The organism is Kribbella sp. NPDC056345 (assembly GCF_042262745.1).
Lineage (GTDB): Bacteria > Actinomycetota > Actinomycetes > Propionibacteriales > Kribbellaceae > Kribbella.
This window is the reverse complement of record NZ_JBHJQQ010000001.1, coordinates 127,739-143,345: the sequence shown is the minus strand read 5'-3', so window position 1 is coordinate 143,345 and position 15,607 is coordinate 127,739. Positions and strand designations below refer to the sequence as shown.

Here is a 15,607-nt window from a genome sequence, read left to right as displayed (position 1 = left end):
GCGAAGGGATCAGAAGGAGATGTTCTCCGTGCTGTCTGCCCGCAGCACTGACTGCTGCTGGAACTTCTTCTCGTAGAGGTCCCGGATCTCCTCGATCTTCTTGCTGCTGGCCTCGGCCCCATCGACGGGGTAGACGATGATGAGGACCTTCGAGCGCTCCTTGACGATGCCCTTGGCCTCCTTCCACTGCCCCTGGCCGGACAGCACGGTGAGGCCGTCCGGAAAGCGCGGAGTGATGGTGGAGTCCACGAACTTCTGGAACTGGTAGTCCGACACGTCCGGGCCCGGCTTGTCGGTACCGAAGAAGAGCTCGGTGCGGACCCAGGTGTCGCCGGTCAGCTTCACAGTGCTCGACCCCGGCTTGTCGTCGGACTGCAGTGCCACCGCGGCCGGAGTGGCCAGCGCGGTCAGCACGAGTGCGGCGGTGGCGGCAGTCTTGCCCAGATTCTTCATGCCCACGACGCTAACCAGGGGAGGACCAGGTCCAGTGGTTCTCTGCGGACCTCTGCCCGGGGGTCTGCCAGGGAGTGCCCAATTGGTACTGCCTGTGGTGCTATCGTGGGGTTTATGCGAGTGAGCCTGCTCCTTAGTTAGCCGTACTGGCATCCAGGCGCTTCAAGCGCCGGCCCGTACGGCGTCCCCTCCTGAGCGAGGGGCTTTTTCATTTTCGGGCTCAACAGACACGAGCGGGAGAGTAAGACCGTGAGCGAGCAGGTGGAGGACACTCCGATCGACCGGGGTGGCTACGACTTCAACGCGATGCAGGCCAAGTGGCGTCCGGTGTGGGAGAAGCTGGACCCGTTCAAGGCGAAGGACGACGGCTCGGCCGAGCGGCGCTATGCGCTCACGATGTTCTCCTACCCCTCCGGCGACCTGCACATGGGCCACGCCGAGGTGTTCGCGCTGCACGACGTGCTGTCGCGGTACTGGTTCCAGCAGGGGTACGACGTACTGAACCCGATCGGCTGGGACTCCTTCGGGCTGCCGGCCGAGAACGCGGCCATCAAGCGCAACGAGCACCCGGCGACCTACACCTACGCCAACATCGAGACCCAGGCGGAGTCGATCCGCCGGTACGCGATGAGCTTCGACTGGTCGAAGCGGCTGCACACGTCCGATCCGGAGTACTACCGGTGGACGCAGTGGCTGTTCACGCGGTTCTACGAGCGTGGTCTGGCCTACCGCAAGGCGTCGTACGTGAACTGGTGCCCGAACGACCAGACCGTGCTGGCCAACGAGCAGGTCGTGCAGGGGCGGTGTGAGCGCTGTGGGTTCGAGGTCACCAAGCGTGAGCTGACCCAGTGGTACTTCAAGACCACCGAGTACGCGCAGCGGCTGCTGGACGACATGGACCAGCTGCAGTGGCCCGAAGAGATCCTGCTGCAGCAGCGCAACTGGATCGGCCGGTCCGAGGGCGCGTTCGCCGAGTTCCAGGTGGAGGGCCGCTCCGAGCCCATCCGCGTGTTCACCACGCGCCCGGACACGCTGTTCGGCGCCACCTTCCTGGTGGTCGCCCCGGACGCGAAGCTGGCGGCCGAGCTGGTCACCCCGGAGCAGCAGGGGGCCTTCGACGAGTACCTGCGGGCCGTCAAGGCGACCACCGAGATCGAGCGGCTGAGCACCGACCGCGAGAAGACGGGTGTCTTCCTGGGCTCGTACGCCGTCAACCCGGTCACCGGGCAGCGGATCCCGATCTGGGCGGCCGACTACGTGCTGGCCGACTACGGCACCGGCGCGATCATGGCCGTGCCCGGACAGGACAGCCGGGACTGGGAGTTCGCCGAGAAGTTCGACCTGCCGATCGTCCGGACCGTGCAGCCCGAAGAGGGCTTCGACGGTAAGGCGTTCACCGGAGACGGACCGGCTATCAACAGCTCGAACGCCGAGCTGAGCCTGGACGGCCTGGAGGTTGCCGAGGCCAAGTCGCGGACCATCGACTGGCTGGAGGAGAAGGGGCTGGGCGAGCGGACGATCAACTTCCGGCTGCGTGACTGGCTGCTGAGCCGGCAGCGCTTCTGGGGTGCGCCGATTCCGATCATCCACTGCCCCGCGTGCGGTGAGGTGCCGGTTCCCGACGACCAGCTGCCGGTGGAGCTGCCCGACCTGCGAGGCGCCGACCTGTCGCCGAAGGGCGTCTCCCCGCTGGCCGCTGCCCGCGACTGGGTCGAGGTGGCCTGCCCTCGCTGTGGTGGTGCGGCGGAGCGGGACACGGACACGATGGACACCTTCGTCGACTCCTCCTGGTACTTCCTGCGCTACCTGTCGCCGGAGTACACCGAGGGCCCGTTCGACCCGGGGATGGCCGACCGCTGGATGTCGGTCTACCAGTACGTCGGTGGCAAGGAGCACGCCGTACTGCACCTGCTGTACGCACGGTTCTTCGTCAAGGCGCTGCACGACATGGGCATGCTGAAGGTCGTCGAGCCGTTCACCCGGCTGCTGAACCAGGGCCAGGTCATCAACCAGGGCAAGTCGATGAGCAAGTCCCTGGGCAACGGTGTGAACCTGGGCGACCAGCTGGACGAGTTCGGTGTCGACGCGGTCCGGCTGACGATGGTCTTCGCCGGTCCGCCGGCCGACGACATCGACTGGGCCGACATGTCGCCGGGCGGTGCGCTGAAGTTCCTGCAGCGGGCCTGGCGGGTGGCCGGTGCGGTCGAGTCCCCGGTCGGGACCGATCCGGCCGGTGGTGACGTCGCGCTGCGCCGGATCACCCACAAGACGGTGTCGGACGCGTCCGAGCTGATCGACTCGATGCGCTTCAACGTCGTGGTCGCCCGGATCATGGAGCTGGTCAACGCGACCCGCAAGGCGATCGACTCCGGTCCTGGTGCGGCCGACCCGGCGGTGCGGGAGGCGGTCGAGGCGACCGCGATCATGCTGAGCCTGGTGGCGCCGTACACGGCCGAGGAGATGTGGGAGGAGCTGGGGCACGAGCCGACCGTCGCCAAGGCGGGCTGGCCTGTCGTTGACCCCGCCCTGCTGGTCGAGGACACCGTGACCTGCGTCGTCCAGATCGCCGGCAAGGTGAAGGCCCGGCTGGAGGTCGCGCCGGACATCACCGACGCCGAGCTGGAGCAGCTGGCACTGGCCTCGGACGCGGTCCAGAAGGCGCTGGACGGTCGCGGTACCCGCAAGGTGATCGTGCGGGCGCCGAAGCTGGTCAACATCGTTCCGGCCTGATGGAGTCCGAACTGATCGATCTTCGGACCGGTACTCGTGAGGTCGTCCTCGACCTCACGAGCCGGTGCGAGGAGTACGTCGCCGGTCGTGGTGACGGTCTGCTGCATGTGTTCGTGCCGCACGCGACGGCCGGAGTGGCGATCCTGGAGACCGGGGCAGGCAGTGACACCGACCTGCTCGCGGTGCTCGAGGAGCTGCTGCCGCGGGACTTCGGCTGGCGGCACCGGCACGGGACGCCCGGCCACGGCCGGGACCACGTGCTGCCGGCGATCATCCCGCCGTACGCGACGATTCCGGTGCTCGGCGGGCGGCTGACCTTGGGTACCTGGCAGTCGATATGCTTTATCGATACAAATGTTGATAATCCGGAGCGGCAGGTACGGCTGTCATTCCTGGCCGGGTAAGCGGTTACTTATCGCGTTGTTGGTGGTTGCGTTACGTAGGCGAAACACGGGTCCGATTGAATATGCCGCATGGCAGCCCTCGACACCCTCCGGGACCTCGGCACCGAGCTACTCCTGCGGGCGACCCAGGGGATCTGCGACGGCAGCCGGCTGAACGCGGAATCCGGTCACGCGGACGCGCTGGCCCGCCTCGACGATTGGGCCGGCGTGCTTTCCCTCTATGTGGACGAGAGTGATTCCGCGGCGGTCCGGGCGAGCGCCTGACGCCATTTGTGATTGCTCAGCAATTGCGCGCTTGACCACAATCTTCGTTGCTGTCGCCAACAATTCGGTGTGATGTGGGCCGCATCCCGCACGCCGGGCAGACCCGACGCGAACGCTCCACTCAGGCTATGTTGTGTCGGGAACGTTTGGGGGTGACGGGCTTTGCCGGACACGGATGGCCGGGGTCGGAGCATCGCCGACCTTCTGCTCGACCTGAGGGTTCAGGCGGGTCTGTCCCAGGAGGAGCTGGCCGAGCGTGCAGGCCTGAGTGTGCGGACGATCCGCGAGCTGGAGGCCGGCCGGGTGGCCCGTCCCCGCAAGGACTCGGTCCGGCTGCTCAGCGAGGGCCTCGGCCTGGGTTCGGCGGACGCGGAGCGCTTCCTGGCCGCCGCCGGACATGGCTCGGCGACGCGACCGGTCGTCTCAGTCGCCTCGATCGCACCGGTTGCTCCGAGCGGTCTGCGCTGGCGTGGCACACGTCCGATCCCCGATGGTCTGGTCGGCCGCGAGGAGGAGCTGGTCGAGCTCGAGGGGCTGCTACGGCAGAACCGTCTCGTCACGCTGGTCGGCCCGGGCGGTGTCGGCAAGACCGAGCTCGCGCTCGCTGCGGCTGACCGGTTCTCCGGGGCCGACACGACGGTCGTGGTCGTCGACCTGACCACGGTTCAGCGCGACGCCGCCGTACCGTCGGCGATCCTGGACGCGTTCGGGACAGCACCCGGTACGTCGGATCTGGACGACGTACTGTCCGGTCGGCAGCCGGGTGACCTGGTGATCGTCGAGGACAACGCCGAGCACGTGCTCGACGGGGTGGCCACGGTCGCGAACCGGATGGTGCGGAGCTTCCCCGGTGTCGGCGTACTGGTCACGTCCCGCATCCCGCTCGGCCTGCCCGATGAGGTGGTCCGCCGGGTGCAGGTGCTCGGCGTCCCGTCGAACGACGAAGACTTCGCGGAGATCGCGGCCAGCCCGGCGGTGGAGATGTTCAGCCGGCGGGTGACGCGGGTGCGGCCCGACTTCCGGCTGACCCCGGAGAACGCTCGTACCGTGGCCCGCCTGTGCCGGCGGCTGGACGGCCTGCCGCTCGCACTGGAGCTGGCGGCCGCGCGGGCCGGCTCCCTGTCGGTGGAGACCATCCTGGCGGCGCTGGACGACCGGTTCCGGCTGCTGTCCGGGCCACGCCGGTTCGGGGCGCCGCATCAGCGCACGCTGGCCGACACGATCGCCTGGAGTGTCGACGCGCTGTCGGATCCGGCGCGGCAGCTGCTGTACCGCGCTTCGGTGCTCGGGTCGCCGTTCACGCTCGATGCGGTTGTCGGGGTGTGTACGGGCTCGCCGATCGACGCGGCCGACGTACCGATGCTCCTGGCTGAGCTGGTGGACAAGTCGCTGCTGCAGCCGGTGCACGAGTTCGAGCAGCTGTACGGCGCTCGGTACAAGATGCTGGAGACGATCCGGGAGCACGCGTATGCGGGGTTGTCCTCGCAGGGCGACGACCTGACCGAGTTCCAGGACCGGGCGGTCGAGTGGTGCACGAAGTACGTGGCCGGGCTCGAGGGCGCGTGGTCCTCACCGGATCGCGACCGGCGCTACCGGGCCGCGAACGCGAACTCGGCACTGTTCGAGGTGGCGCTGGAGCGTGCGGCGGTGCTCGCGCAATGGGATGTGGCTGCGCGGATCGTGCTCGGGTTCCGGATCGCGTGGCAGTACCAGGCGAGCGTGGCCGAGAGCGGGATCCGCTGGGCGACCGTGTGCGCGGACAACGTCAACGACAAAGAGGTCGGCGGGATGCTCCGGGCGATCGCCGGGCGTTTGTCCAACCTGACCGGTGACGTGCACGGGGCCCGGCGGCACTACGGCGAGGCGCGGCAGCTGATCCCCGGTGAAACGGAGATGGGTCTCGTGGCCCGCGGTGGCTGGGTGTCGTCCGGCTCGCATTTGCTGGACACCCAGAGCCTGGCCGAGATCCCGGCGCTGGTCGAGGACGCTCGCAAGCACGGCGACGTACAGAGGTCAGCGACCGTGCAGGCGATCTGTGGGCTCGCACTGCTGCGCTGGGGGCGTCTGCCGGAGGCCAAGGAGCTCCTGCTGGCCTGGGAGGCCGCACTGGTCAACCCGGGCGTGTATCCGGACGAGATCGCCTACATGGCGCTCAGCCGGGTCGAGCTCGAGCTGGGCAACGTGGCCGAAGCGCGGCGCTGGGCGGAGCTCGCCCGCGAGGTCCAGGCCTCCGACGACCCGGAGCGCACCAAGGTGGCCGGCTGCCTGGCCATGGTCGAGTTCCACGACGGCCGGTACGACGAAGCGCGCAGACTGCTCGACGAGGCCGAGGCCGACATCCGGGGCCACCGGGGGTACTTCGACTACCTGGTGATGCTCTACCGCAGCCGGCTGGCCCGGGCGGCGGGGGAGCCGGAGCAGGCGCGGGTCTGTATTCGGGACGCGGTCAGTCGGCTGCTGGCCGAAGGTCGGGTCGTCTACCTGCTGCAGGTCCTGCCGGAGGCGGTTGCTGTCTTGCACGCTCTGGGCAAGACCGATGCGGGAGACGCGCTGTGCGGGCAGCTGCTGGCCTGGCAGCGCACGATGGATCCGCCGATGCTGCCGACCGCCTGGGCGGTCCTGCAGGAGTCCTGCGAGAGCGCTTCCTCGGCTGCCGGTTGGCCGGAGCCCGATCCCGCCGCCGCCGTACAGCGGCTGGCGTCCGACGTACTGACGTCTCTTTCCTGACGCTGAATCGGTAAAGCTGCCGGGCAACTGCCGGTTGTTCTGCCTCGTCCGGACATAGCTGTCCGGACGAGGATTACAGCCGTAGGGCAGGTTCCACGCAGCAGAGTCCGACACCGAGCGGCACAGGGCAGACGAAGGGCAGGTGATCCGTGTGAGGCCACGGAAGCTTGCTGGTCCGCCGTCGAGCTCGGAGAAGGCGACGCGGAGAGCATCCGGCGGCCGGACGGTGGGGGCGCCGACCGGCTGCCGAGAGCTCCGGAGTGCTGCAACGTGCGGATCTGTCCTGCTCGAACCGGTTGCCGTGCACCGTCAGGGCACCGCACCCGGGGCGAGGTCCCAGCAAACGGACAGGCACACGACACAGGGGACGAGTGCCGGTCCGGCTGATACGGGGAAGCCGGTGGGTCTGGTCACCCGCCGGTGGATTGGCCGCTGGGGCCTCCCGGGACCTCGACGAGCTCGCGGTCGGACCGGATCGATAGCGATCCGGCACGGGGAGTAGCTCGGCGAGGCACGGACTTGGCTGACATCCAGGGGGAGTCAGCACAGAGTGAGGTGAAGGCTTCCGGAGGGGTCGGCCTTCACCTCACTTGGTCTGTAGCGCCGCTTTGTCGAAGGCGTACCCGACCATCCAGGTGGGCTGGAGCCGCGCGTAGACGATGTCGTCGGCCCAGGTCGAGGGCGAACTGCCGTAGTGCGCCACCAGATGCGCCTCGATCTCGTCGAAGTCGGGATGCTCGGGCGTCAGGAACTCCACCTGGCCGTGGCTGAACACGCCGACCCGCTCGCCGTCGACGTACGAGATGCTGGCCGCCGGTCTGACCTTCAGATGTCTGGCCTTGGCCGCCGATCCGGCGGTGCTGAACACCCACCGCGCATGCAGGAAGTGCCCGTCGACCGCGCTGATCCGCGGCTCGCCACTCTGCGTGACCGTTGCCAGATTGAGCGTGCACATGCCGGTCAGCACCTGCACCAGCTCCTCGGCGTCCAGCCGCCGCTCGTCCGTGATGATGTTGCGCAGATGCTTCGTCGACTGCCCGATCGAGGCGTCCAGAAGCTCCTGCAACCCGCTGACTTCCTCCGGTGTTTCCCTCATCTTCCGCAGTCTGACACCGCGCGCCGACAAAAACTCTCCGGTAACCTCGCTGCATGTCAGCCCGCGTGCACGTCGTCACCGACTCCACGGCCGGACTGTCCACGCACGAGGTGCTCCGGCACGGCCTGACCGTCGTACCGCTCCAGGTCGTGATCGGCGGGACGTCGTACGACGACGGCGCCACCTCGGCCGACGCGGTCGCCGAAGCGCTCAAGACCTTCGCCCCGGTCTCCACCAGCCGCCCCGCGCCCCAGACCTTCGCCGACACGTACGCCGCCTGTGCCGCGGCCGGGGCCGAGTCGGTGGTGTCGATCCACCTCTCCGGCGACATGTCCGGCACTTTCGAGGCCGCGATGATCGGCGCCAAGGAGTCCCCGATCCCGGTCCGCGTCGTCGACTCCCGCTCACTCGGCATGGGCCTCGGCTTCCCGGTCCTCGCAGCAGCCGCCTGCGCCGCGGCAGGGGAGGACCAGGCCACCGTCGAAGCCGCCGCCCGAGCCCGCATGTCCACCATCTCGTCGTACTTCTACGTGGACACCCTCGAATACCTCCGCCGCGGCGGCCGCATCGGCGCCGCCCAAGCCCTCCTCGGTACGGCGCTTGCCGTCAAACCCCTCCTGACCATCAAGGGCGGCCGCATCGTCCCGCTCGAGAAGGTCCGCACCTCCAGCCGCGCCATCGCCCGCCTCGCCGACATCGCCGTCCAGCGAGCCGGCGAAGCCCCGGTCCAGATAGCGGTCCATCACCTCGGCAACCTGGAGAAAGCCCAAACCCTCGCCGACGGCCTCACCGACCGTCTACCCCTGGCCGAAGCCATAGTCCTCCGCGAAGTAGGAGCCGTCATAGGCGCCCACGTGGGCCCCGGCCTCCTAGCCGTCGTCGTCTCCCCGCTCTAGAGGCAGCTGGGTTTTCCACAGGGCACCGATTCTTCGTTCGGGAGTTCGCCGAAACTCGTACCTTCTCTGTCGACAACGCCGCGCCCAGCGCGCTCGACCGGAGGAGAGTGACCACCCATGCCCGGCTGGATCCCCGAACCCACCCGCCTCCGCGACACCCGCTGGACGCTCTCCGCCCGTCACGTCCTGGTGCTCGCCGCCGTCCTGCTGATCGGCCTCGGCTGGGCCGGCTGCACGGTGATCCGGGCCCGCCCAAGCCCCATCCCCGACACCCGCCCACCAACAACCCTCGCCACCGGTGCACCCGTCACCCAACCCACATCCCCGAGTTCCACCGGCAAGCCCACCACAACAGTCGTCATCCATGTAGCAGGCAAAGTCCATCGGCCCGGCCTGGTGCGAGCGCCCACCGGGTCTCGAGTCGCCGACGCCCTCACCCTCGCCGGTGGCCCACTCCGCGGCGTGGACCTGAGCTCCCTCAACCTCGCTCGCCAACTCACCGACGGCGAACAAATCGTCGTCGGCATCCCCACCCCACCAACCGCCCCGGTCGGCACCTCACCCGTTGTCCCACCGACAACCACCCCACTCAACCTCAACACCGCCACAGTTCCCCAACTGGACGCCCTCCCCGGCGTCGGCCCCGTCCTGGCCCAACGCATCCTCGACTACCGCACCGAGAACGGCCCCTTCGCCACCGTCGACCAACTCCAGGAAGTCCCCGGCGTAGGCCCCAAGAAGTTCGACTCCCTCAAACCTCATGTCCGCACCTGAGCCCACCGTCCCCGATCCGGCATCCCTCGATCTCACACCCGACCCCGACGATCCGGCCACCCTCCTGGACATCCGCCTCCTGACACCAGCCGCAGCAGGCTGGCTGACAGCAGTCGTCCTGGTCGGCTACCACCCCACTGTCAGCCTCCTGACCGCAGCAGCCTTCCTCGCCCTCGCCATCATCACCATCCTCCGAATCCGCCGAGCCCCAACCGCCCGAAGCCACGACGCTCTCCAACCGTCCCGCTCCATCGCACGCCTCAACGCCTCCCGAACCACCCGCCGCCACGACGCTCCCGACACCTCACTCACCCCAGACCTCGACGCGTCCCCAACCTCCTCAACACCACGGCGCGGTTGGGTTCTCCTCGGTGTCCTCGTTGTCGTGACCGGCATGGCCCTCGCCGCAGGTCTCCAAGCACACAGCCTCCGCACCGGTCCCATCCGCGCATTGGCCGCTGACTCCACCACCGTCGACGTCCACTTGAAGCTGGACAGCGACCCCGTCGTCCGCCGTCCTCCAGGAACCCACCGGCCGCCGTACGTCGTTCTCCAAGCAACGATCGAAGAAGTCCGTCCCCGCACCCGAAGCGCCCGTTCAGGCGAGCAACCTCCTCCCGCCTCCTCTCAACCAGTTCGCGTACGCACCCCCGTCCTCGTCATCGCCGGCGAGAGTTGGCGCAATGTCCGCTACGGGGAACGGATCGCGACGACCGGCCGCCTCGAAGCCGTGCAGGACGGCGACGACGTAGCAGCGACGCTCTCCATCCGCACCGCACCCCGCTCGCTAACCGAACCCTCCTGGTGGCTCCGCGCCGCCGAACAAGTCCGAGCCGGTCTCCGCGCCGCAGTCGCCGACGAACCCGCCGACGTCCGTGGCCTGGTGCCAGCCTTGGTCATGGGCGACGAATCAGCCCTCTCCGAGGAACTCACCGAAGACTTCGAAACCACCGGCCTCACCCACCTCTCTGCCGTCTCCGGCACCAACCTCACCCTGCTCCTCGTCTTCGTCCTCCCGTGCGCTCGCCTGATCGGAGTCCGCGCCCACGCTCTGACAGCAGTCGGGGTGATGACCGTCGTCGTGTTCGTGATCCTCGCCCGCCCACAACCCAGCGTCCTCCGAGCCGCCGCCATGGGTCTGATCGCCCTAGCCGCCATGACCGGAGGCGACGGCCGCCGCCGAGCTGTCCGCAGTCTCTCGGTCGCGGTCATCGTCCTGCTCCTGCTCGACACCTCGCTCGCCCGTTCAGCCGGCTTCGCCCTCTCGGTACTAGCCACCGCCGGCATCGTCCTGCTCGGCCCCGGCTGGCGCGATGCACTCGGCAACTGGCTCCCGACCTGGCTCGCCGAGGCCATCGCCTGCCCACTAGCAGCCCAACTAGCTTGTACGCCGATCGTCGCCTGGCTCTCCGGTGAGGTCTCCCTCGTGGCCGTAGCCGCCAACCTCCTGGCCGCCCCCGCCGTTGGCCCAGCCACGATCCTCGGCTTCGCCGCAGCAGGCGTCGCCCTGATCAGCACCGAGGCCGCCCAACTCATCGGTTGGGCCGCAGGTTGGCCGGCGCGATGGATCATTCTGATAGCTCGTCAAGGCGCCGACCTCCCAGGAGCCGCAAACCCCTGGCCGGCAACGGCAATCGGCGTAGCCGTCCTCACCCTGCTCTGCCTCGCCCTGGTCTTCGGCCTCCACCGCATCCTGTCCCGGCCCATCGCGATGCTCCTCGCCATCCTGCTACTCGCACTCGCCGTACTGCGCCCAGTCAGCTCCTTCGGCTGGCCACCCCGCGACTGGGTACTCGTCATGTGCGATGTCGGCCAAGGCGACGGAATCGTCTTGCGAGCAGGGGAGCGCAGCGCCGTAGTCGTCGACACCGGCCCCGACCCAACAGCGATGAACCGATGCCTCCGCGACCTCAACATCGAGCACATCCCAGTCCTCGTGCTTAGCCACTTCCACGCCGACCACGTCGGCGGGCTGGCCGGCGTACTGAACGGTCGACGCGTCGACGGACTGGAAGTGACGCCGTACTTCTCACCTCGCGCGGAGCACCGCCGAGTGACCGACCTGGCGACCCAACACCGCATCCCGATCCGAACCGTCACCTATCAGGAGAAACGAGTCGTCGGTCAACTCACGTGGACCGTTCTCTGGCCGGCCCGAGTCCCAGCCCTACCCCCACCCGGCACCTCCTCCGGAACCCCAACCGACGAAGGCTCCCCGGAGAACAACGCCAGCATCACCATGATGGTCGAGACCAACGGCCTCCGCCTCCTCCTCACCGGCGATCTGGAACCAGAGTCCCAACGAGCCATCCTCGCCACCGGCGCCGACCTCCGCGCCGACGTCCTCAAAGTTCCCCACCACGGCTCAGCCCAGCAAGACCCCACCTTCATCGCCGCCACCCAGGCCCGCCTGGCCCTCATCTCCGCCGGCCAGGACAACGACTACGGTCACCCAGCCCCCCGAACCCTCGACCTCCTCTCCCACCAAACCACCCGCACCGCCACCACCAGCACAACCGGCCCCCTAGCCCTGACCAACCCCAACAACCACCTCTCCCTCACCACCCACCACCCCCGCTAACCCCTCACCGCGCCACCGCAGTAATTGCCAAAGGCAACCAAAGAACCAAGTCGCCGCCGCGGAACATCCCCGCGGCCCCGCCACCCGCCCAAGCTCCCTCGGAGCCCGCCGACCGGGGACGCGACTCGGGCATGCGTAGTGGTCGAGCGCCTTGACCCTGTACACCTGCTGGGGCGTCGGACAGCCGGCCGGATGTCCGCGGTCCCGGGTCGGCGAGCGCAGTACGGCCCCAACGCGTTGCGTGCCGCCACGAGCCGCTGACCGACCGGGCTTTGGGCGCACCGGCCTCAAACGTGGGTGCACCCACCTCATTGGGGGTTCCCACTCCGAAATCTGGTGGGTGAACCTCCCACCTCGGACGTCCACCCACCCAACGCAGATGCCAACCCCGACGGTTCGCCACCCCCGGGGGCATCGGGTGGCGGAATCCCAGGGCCGGGTCAGTCGGCGACCCAGGGTGGCGCGAGGCGTGGGTGTAGTACGGGGTGCTGGGGAGTGTTGCCCCACCGAATCGGGTGGTAGGACGCCCCGGTCCTGCTGGAATGCCACGGGAGGATTCCCCGAACTGGTTTGGGGAGCCGGACCGCGACGGGCTTGGTTGCTACCACCCGAGCCCTCTCAACCAATCGGCCCGGGCTGGCGCGTCCGTCGTAGCGCTGGGGCGTCGTACCTCCCGGAAAGGACCTGTAGGACTCCCCAGGTGGGGGGTGCTCGCTCAGGTCCGGGCGGGGGAGTAGGCGCGGCGGCTAGGAGAAGGTGACTGCGGAGGCTGGGTGGGTGATGTGGGGTTGGTCGCCTAGGGACCAGGCGGCGACTCGGGAGACGACGTGGGCGGGGATTGATTCGCTGACGCCCGGTACGGCGGGGGCGTCGTAGGTGCCGTGGGCGTCGTGGGGGAGGACTACGTGGTAGCCGCGGGCCAGGGCGGTGCGGGCGGTGGCGTGGACGCACATCTCGGACATGACGCCGGTGATCGCGAGTGAGCGTACGCCGGCGCGGACCAGGACCTCGCCGAGTGGGGTGGCGTCGAAGCCGTCGTCTCGGGGTTTGCGGATGATGTGTTCGCGTGGGCCGGGCTTGGTGGGGAGGTAGAGCTCCCAGCCGGGGGTGCCGATCTCGTCGTCGGCGCCGGGCGGTCCGTCGTTCTGCAGGTGTACGACGACCGCTCCGGCGGCGCGGGCGCGGTCCAGCAGGTCGGTCGCTCGGTCGAGCAGGCGAGAGGCATTCGGTACGGCGTGGTCGCCGGTGACGAACGCGGTCTGCAGATCCACGAGGATCAGCGCATCGACATCGGGGAGCTCGTGTGCGGGCATGGCGTCATCTTCGCGGCTCGCGGGTGAGTGAATCCAGCGGGTTTCGGGCGGCTGTGATGATGGCGTCGCCTGAATGATCCGTGGAAGGTAGTTCTTCGGTCTTAGTCGGCGATGCCGTCGAACGCGATGACCTTGTCGATGCGGCCGCGGACGAGGAGGTTGCCGGGGCCGCCGTTGCGGTCGGCGTACTCCTTGGTGCGGTCCTCGCCCATGTAGCGGGCGCCGAGCAGGCCGCCCCAGTGCAGCGTCTGCTCCGGATCCTCGGAGATCTCGGCGCGACCGTGCAGGAGGGTGAACGCATACGGGGCGATGTCCTCGTCGACGCAGAGGACGAAACGTCCGTCGCGGACGAGGTTGCGTCCCTTGACGCTGTGCTCCTCAGTGGTGAACACGACTTCGTCGCCGTCGAGGAGGAACCAGATCGGAGCCAGGTGCGGACTGCCGTCGGCGCGCACTGTCGATAGCTTGCCGGTCCGGGTGCCATGCATGACGAATGCTCGCCACTGCTCGTCGGTCATCTTCTGCATGATGGTGCCTCTCGCGTTCGGTCGGATGAGCCGGGCAGCCTCGTGCTCAGCGGCCCCAGAAAGCGTCTTCGGCGGCCTGATCGCCCGAGAAGAGCCGCATCTCGATGATCTTGCCATCCTGGATGCGCAGCAGGTCGACACCGTCCATGGCATCGCCGTGGCGGCCGACGAAGCGGATGCTCGCGGCAACCAGATCGCCATTGGCCATGACCGAGTGCAGCCCTGGCTGGTCATGCTGTTGTCCTGGTGATCGCTGGATGAAGTCGTGGCGCCGAGCTCTTCGGCTCGCCGGGCGGTCTCGGCGACGGCGCCCGGCGTCGCCACCGGGTGGTAGGTGATGCGTTGGTGTTGGGCGCGCACTCCCAGTCGAACAGCTCGCCGTAGTCATGGCTCTCACTCCTTGGATCTGCGGAGGGACCTCCAGGGGGTTTTGTCGGTGGGGGCGTGGGATGCTGGGGGCGTGGCTGTTCGTAGGGGTTCTGCGCCGAAGCTGGGCGATGTGTTGCTGGTGACCGGGTCCGAGGGGTTCCTGGCGGATCGGGCGGTGCGGTCGGCGATCGCGGCGGTGAAGAAGGAGTTCGCCGAGGCGGAGACGACGGAGCTGGACGCTTCGACGCTGGATCTCGGGGTGTTCGCGGAGCTGACCGGGCCGTCGTTGTTCGCGGCCGAGCGGGTGCTGGTGATGCGGGCGCTGGAGAATCTGCCGGCTGAGATGGCGCCGCGGCTGATCGAGTACGCCGGTGCTGCGGCTGAGGACATCCTGCTGGTGCTCGTGCATTCGGGTGGGCAGAAGGGCAAGGGGGTACTCGACAAGCTGCGGAAGGCCTCGGTCACCGAGGTGGTGGCGACGGCGCCGAAGGCGTGGGAGTTGCCGCAGTTCGTGGCTGGCGAGATCCGGCTGCACGGTGGGAATGTGGACGAGCGTGCCGCGACGGCATTGGTCGACGCGGTCGGGCACGATCTGCGGGCGCTCTCCGGAGCCTGCGCGCAGTTGGTGTCGGACTCAGGCGGCCAGGCGGTTACGGCCGAGCTGATCGGCCAGTACTTCGGCGGCCGGGCGGAGGTGACGAGCTTCGCGGTCGCGGATGCGGCGATCGCGGGCCGGACCGAGCCGGCGCTGGAGCAGCTCCGCTGGGCGCTCGACTGTGGCGTCGCGCCGGTGCTGATGACGAGCGCGATGGCGGGCGGTCTGCGCGGACTCGCGAAGTTCTCGAGCGCTCCCGGTGGGATGCGCGAGGCGGACCTGGCCCGGGAGGTCGGCGTACCGCCGTGGAAGCTCAAGTCACTTCGGCAGCAGTCCCGGGGCTGGACACCGGGTGGGCTGGCGACCGCGATCAAGGCGGTGGCGCAGGCCGATGCCGACGTGAAGGGGGCCTCCGGTGATGCCGGCTACGCCCTGGAGCGGATGGTCATCACGGTCAGCCGCGCCCACGGCCGCCGCTGAAGAACTCCCCCAACGACCTGATTCCGGGCACGCAAAAACGATCGGCCGGTCGGAGCGACTGGCCGATCGTCAGCTGCGAATCAGAGCGAGGCGGCCTTCTTGAAGATGGCCGACTTGCGGTTGGCAGCCTGGTTGGCGTGGATGACGCCCTTGCTGGCAGCCTTGTCGAGCAGCCGGCCGGCCACCTGGGCGGACTCGGTCGCCTTGGCGGAGTCGCCGGCCTCAGCAGCCTCCCGGAAGCGGCGCACGGCCGTCTTGAGGGTCGACTTCACCGACTTGTTGCGAAGTCGCGCAGCCTCGTTCTGACGGTTGCGCTTGATCTGGGACTTGATGTTCGCCACGTGAGCAGAGCCTCGATCAGGAGTATGCGGTCATTACAGGAAAGTGTCGCGCGCAAT

General features: G+C 68.6%; 14 protein-coding genes. 8 read left to right on the top strand and 6 right to left on the bottom strand.

Annotated features, from left to right (window positions below):
• Nucleotides 1-9: 9 nt before the first annotated feature.
• Entirely contained in the window at nt 10-453 is a 444-nt protein-coding gene (locus tag ACFCV3_RS00655) for a DUF3574 domain-containing protein (protein ID WP_376024794.1), read from the bottom strand.
• Between the two features lie 249 nt (nt 454-702).
• On the opposite strand from ACFCV3_RS00655, the gene leuS reads away from it, so the two are divergent.
• The 4 genes from leuS to ACFCV3_RS00635 all read left to right on the top strand — a co-directional run bounded on the left by leuS (nt 703) and on the right by ACFCV3_RS00635 (nt 6,578).
• Nucleotides 703-3,183 carry a leucine--tRNA ligase gene (gene leuS / locus ACFCV3_RS00650; protein ID WP_376024793.1) on the top strand — a complete coding sequence of 827 codons (2,481 nt, stop codon included), beginning with the start codon at nt 703-705 and terminating at the stop codon, nt 3,181-3,183.
• Nucleotides 3,183-3,587 (top strand): YjbQ family protein, encoded by a 405-nt coding sequence (locus tag ACFCV3_RS00645; protein ID WP_376024791.1) that lies wholly within the window; start codon nt 3,183-3,185, stop codon nt 3,585-3,587. Before leuS ends, ACFCV3_RS00645 begins: the two co-directional genes overlap by 1 nt.
• 69 nt (nt 3,588-3,656) lie before the next feature.
• Complete coding sequence (locus ACFCV3_RS00640; protein WP_376024790.1) at nt 3,657-3,851, top strand: hypothetical protein; 195 nt, start codon at nt 3,657-3,659, stop codon at nt 3,849-3,851.
• A 162-nt stretch (nt 3,852-4,013) separates the two neighbouring features.
• Nucleotides 4,014-6,578, top strand: coding sequence for a helix-turn-helix domain-containing protein (locus tag ACFCV3_RS00635; RefSeq protein ID WP_376024788.1), 2,565 nt, complete (start codon nt 4,014-4,016; stop codon nt 6,576-6,578).
• A gap of 586 nt (nt 6,579-7,164) precedes the next feature.
• Here ACFCV3_RS00635 and ACFCV3_RS00630 read toward each other — a convergent pair.
• Nucleotides 7,165-7,674: a pyridoxamine 5'-phosphate oxidase family protein gene (locus tag ACFCV3_RS00630; protein WP_376024787.1), complete on the bottom strand. Its 510-nt coding sequence runs from the start codon at nt 7,672-7,674 to the stop codon at nt 7,165-7,167.
• A 53-nt stretch (nt 7,675-7,727) separates the two neighbouring features.
• Here ACFCV3_RS00630 and ACFCV3_RS00625 point away from each other — a divergent pair, with 53 nt between their 5' ends.
• The 3 genes from ACFCV3_RS00625 (at nt 7,728) to ACFCV3_RS00615 (ending at nt 11,925) form a co-directional block, all read left to right on the top strand.
• Nucleotides 7,728-8,570 carry a DegV family protein gene (locus ACFCV3_RS00625; RefSeq protein ID WP_376024785.1) on the top strand — a complete coding sequence of 281 codons (843 nt, stop codon included), beginning with the start codon at nt 7,728-7,730 and terminating at the stop codon, nt 8,568-8,570.
• Between the two features lie 117 nt (nt 8,571-8,687).
• Nucleotides 8,688-9,344 (top strand): helix-hairpin-helix domain-containing protein, encoded by a 657-nt coding sequence (locus ACFCV3_RS00620; RefSeq protein ID WP_376024783.1) that lies wholly within the window; start codon nt 8,688-8,690, stop codon nt 9,342-9,344.
• On the top strand, nt 9,331-11,925 hold the full coding sequence (locus tag ACFCV3_RS00615; RefSeq protein ID WP_376024781.1) for a ComEC/Rec2 family competence protein: 2,595 nt from the start codon (nt 9,331-9,333) through the stop codon (nt 11,923-11,925). Before ACFCV3_RS00620 ends, ACFCV3_RS00615 begins: the two co-directional genes overlap by 14 nt.
• 746 nt (nt 11,926-12,671) lie before the next feature.
• Here ACFCV3_RS00615 and ACFCV3_RS00610 read toward each other — a convergent pair.
• The 3 genes from ACFCV3_RS00610 to ACFCV3_RS00600 form a co-directional block, all read right to left on the bottom strand.
• Nucleotides 12,672-13,238 (bottom strand): cysteine hydrolase family protein, encoded by a 567-nt coding sequence (locus ACFCV3_RS00610; protein WP_376024779.1) that lies wholly within the window; start codon nt 13,236-13,238, stop codon nt 12,672-12,674.
• Nucleotides 13,239-13,339: 101 nt separating this feature from the next.
• Nucleotides 13,340-13,756: a PPOX class F420-dependent oxidoreductase gene (locus ACFCV3_RS00605; protein WP_376024777.1), complete on the bottom strand. Its 417-nt coding sequence runs from the start codon at nt 13,754-13,756 to the stop codon at nt 13,340-13,342.
• 55 nt (nt 13,757-13,811) lie between these two features.
• On the bottom strand, nt 13,812-13,973 hold the full coding sequence (locus tag ACFCV3_RS00600; protein ID WP_376024776.1) for a hypothetical protein: 162 nt from the start codon (nt 13,971-13,973) through the stop codon (nt 13,812-13,814).
• A 252-nt stretch (nt 13,974-14,225) separates the two neighbouring features.
• On the opposite strand from ACFCV3_RS00600, the gene holA reads away from it, so the two are divergent.
• Nucleotides 14,226-15,209 (top strand): DNA polymerase III subunit delta, encoded by a 984-nt coding sequence (holA, locus tag ACFCV3_RS00595; RefSeq protein WP_376024774.1) that lies wholly within the window; start codon nt 14,226-14,228, stop codon nt 15,207-15,209.
• An 80-nt stretch (nt 15,210-15,289) separates the two neighbouring features.
• On the opposite strand, the gene rpsT is transcribed toward holA, so the two are convergent.
• Entirely contained in the window at nt 15,290-15,550 is a 261-nt protein-coding gene (gene rpsT / locus ACFCV3_RS00590) for a 30S ribosomal protein S20 (RefSeq protein ID WP_132407082.1), read from the bottom strand.
• Nucleotides 15,551-15,607 lie beyond the last annotated feature (57 nt).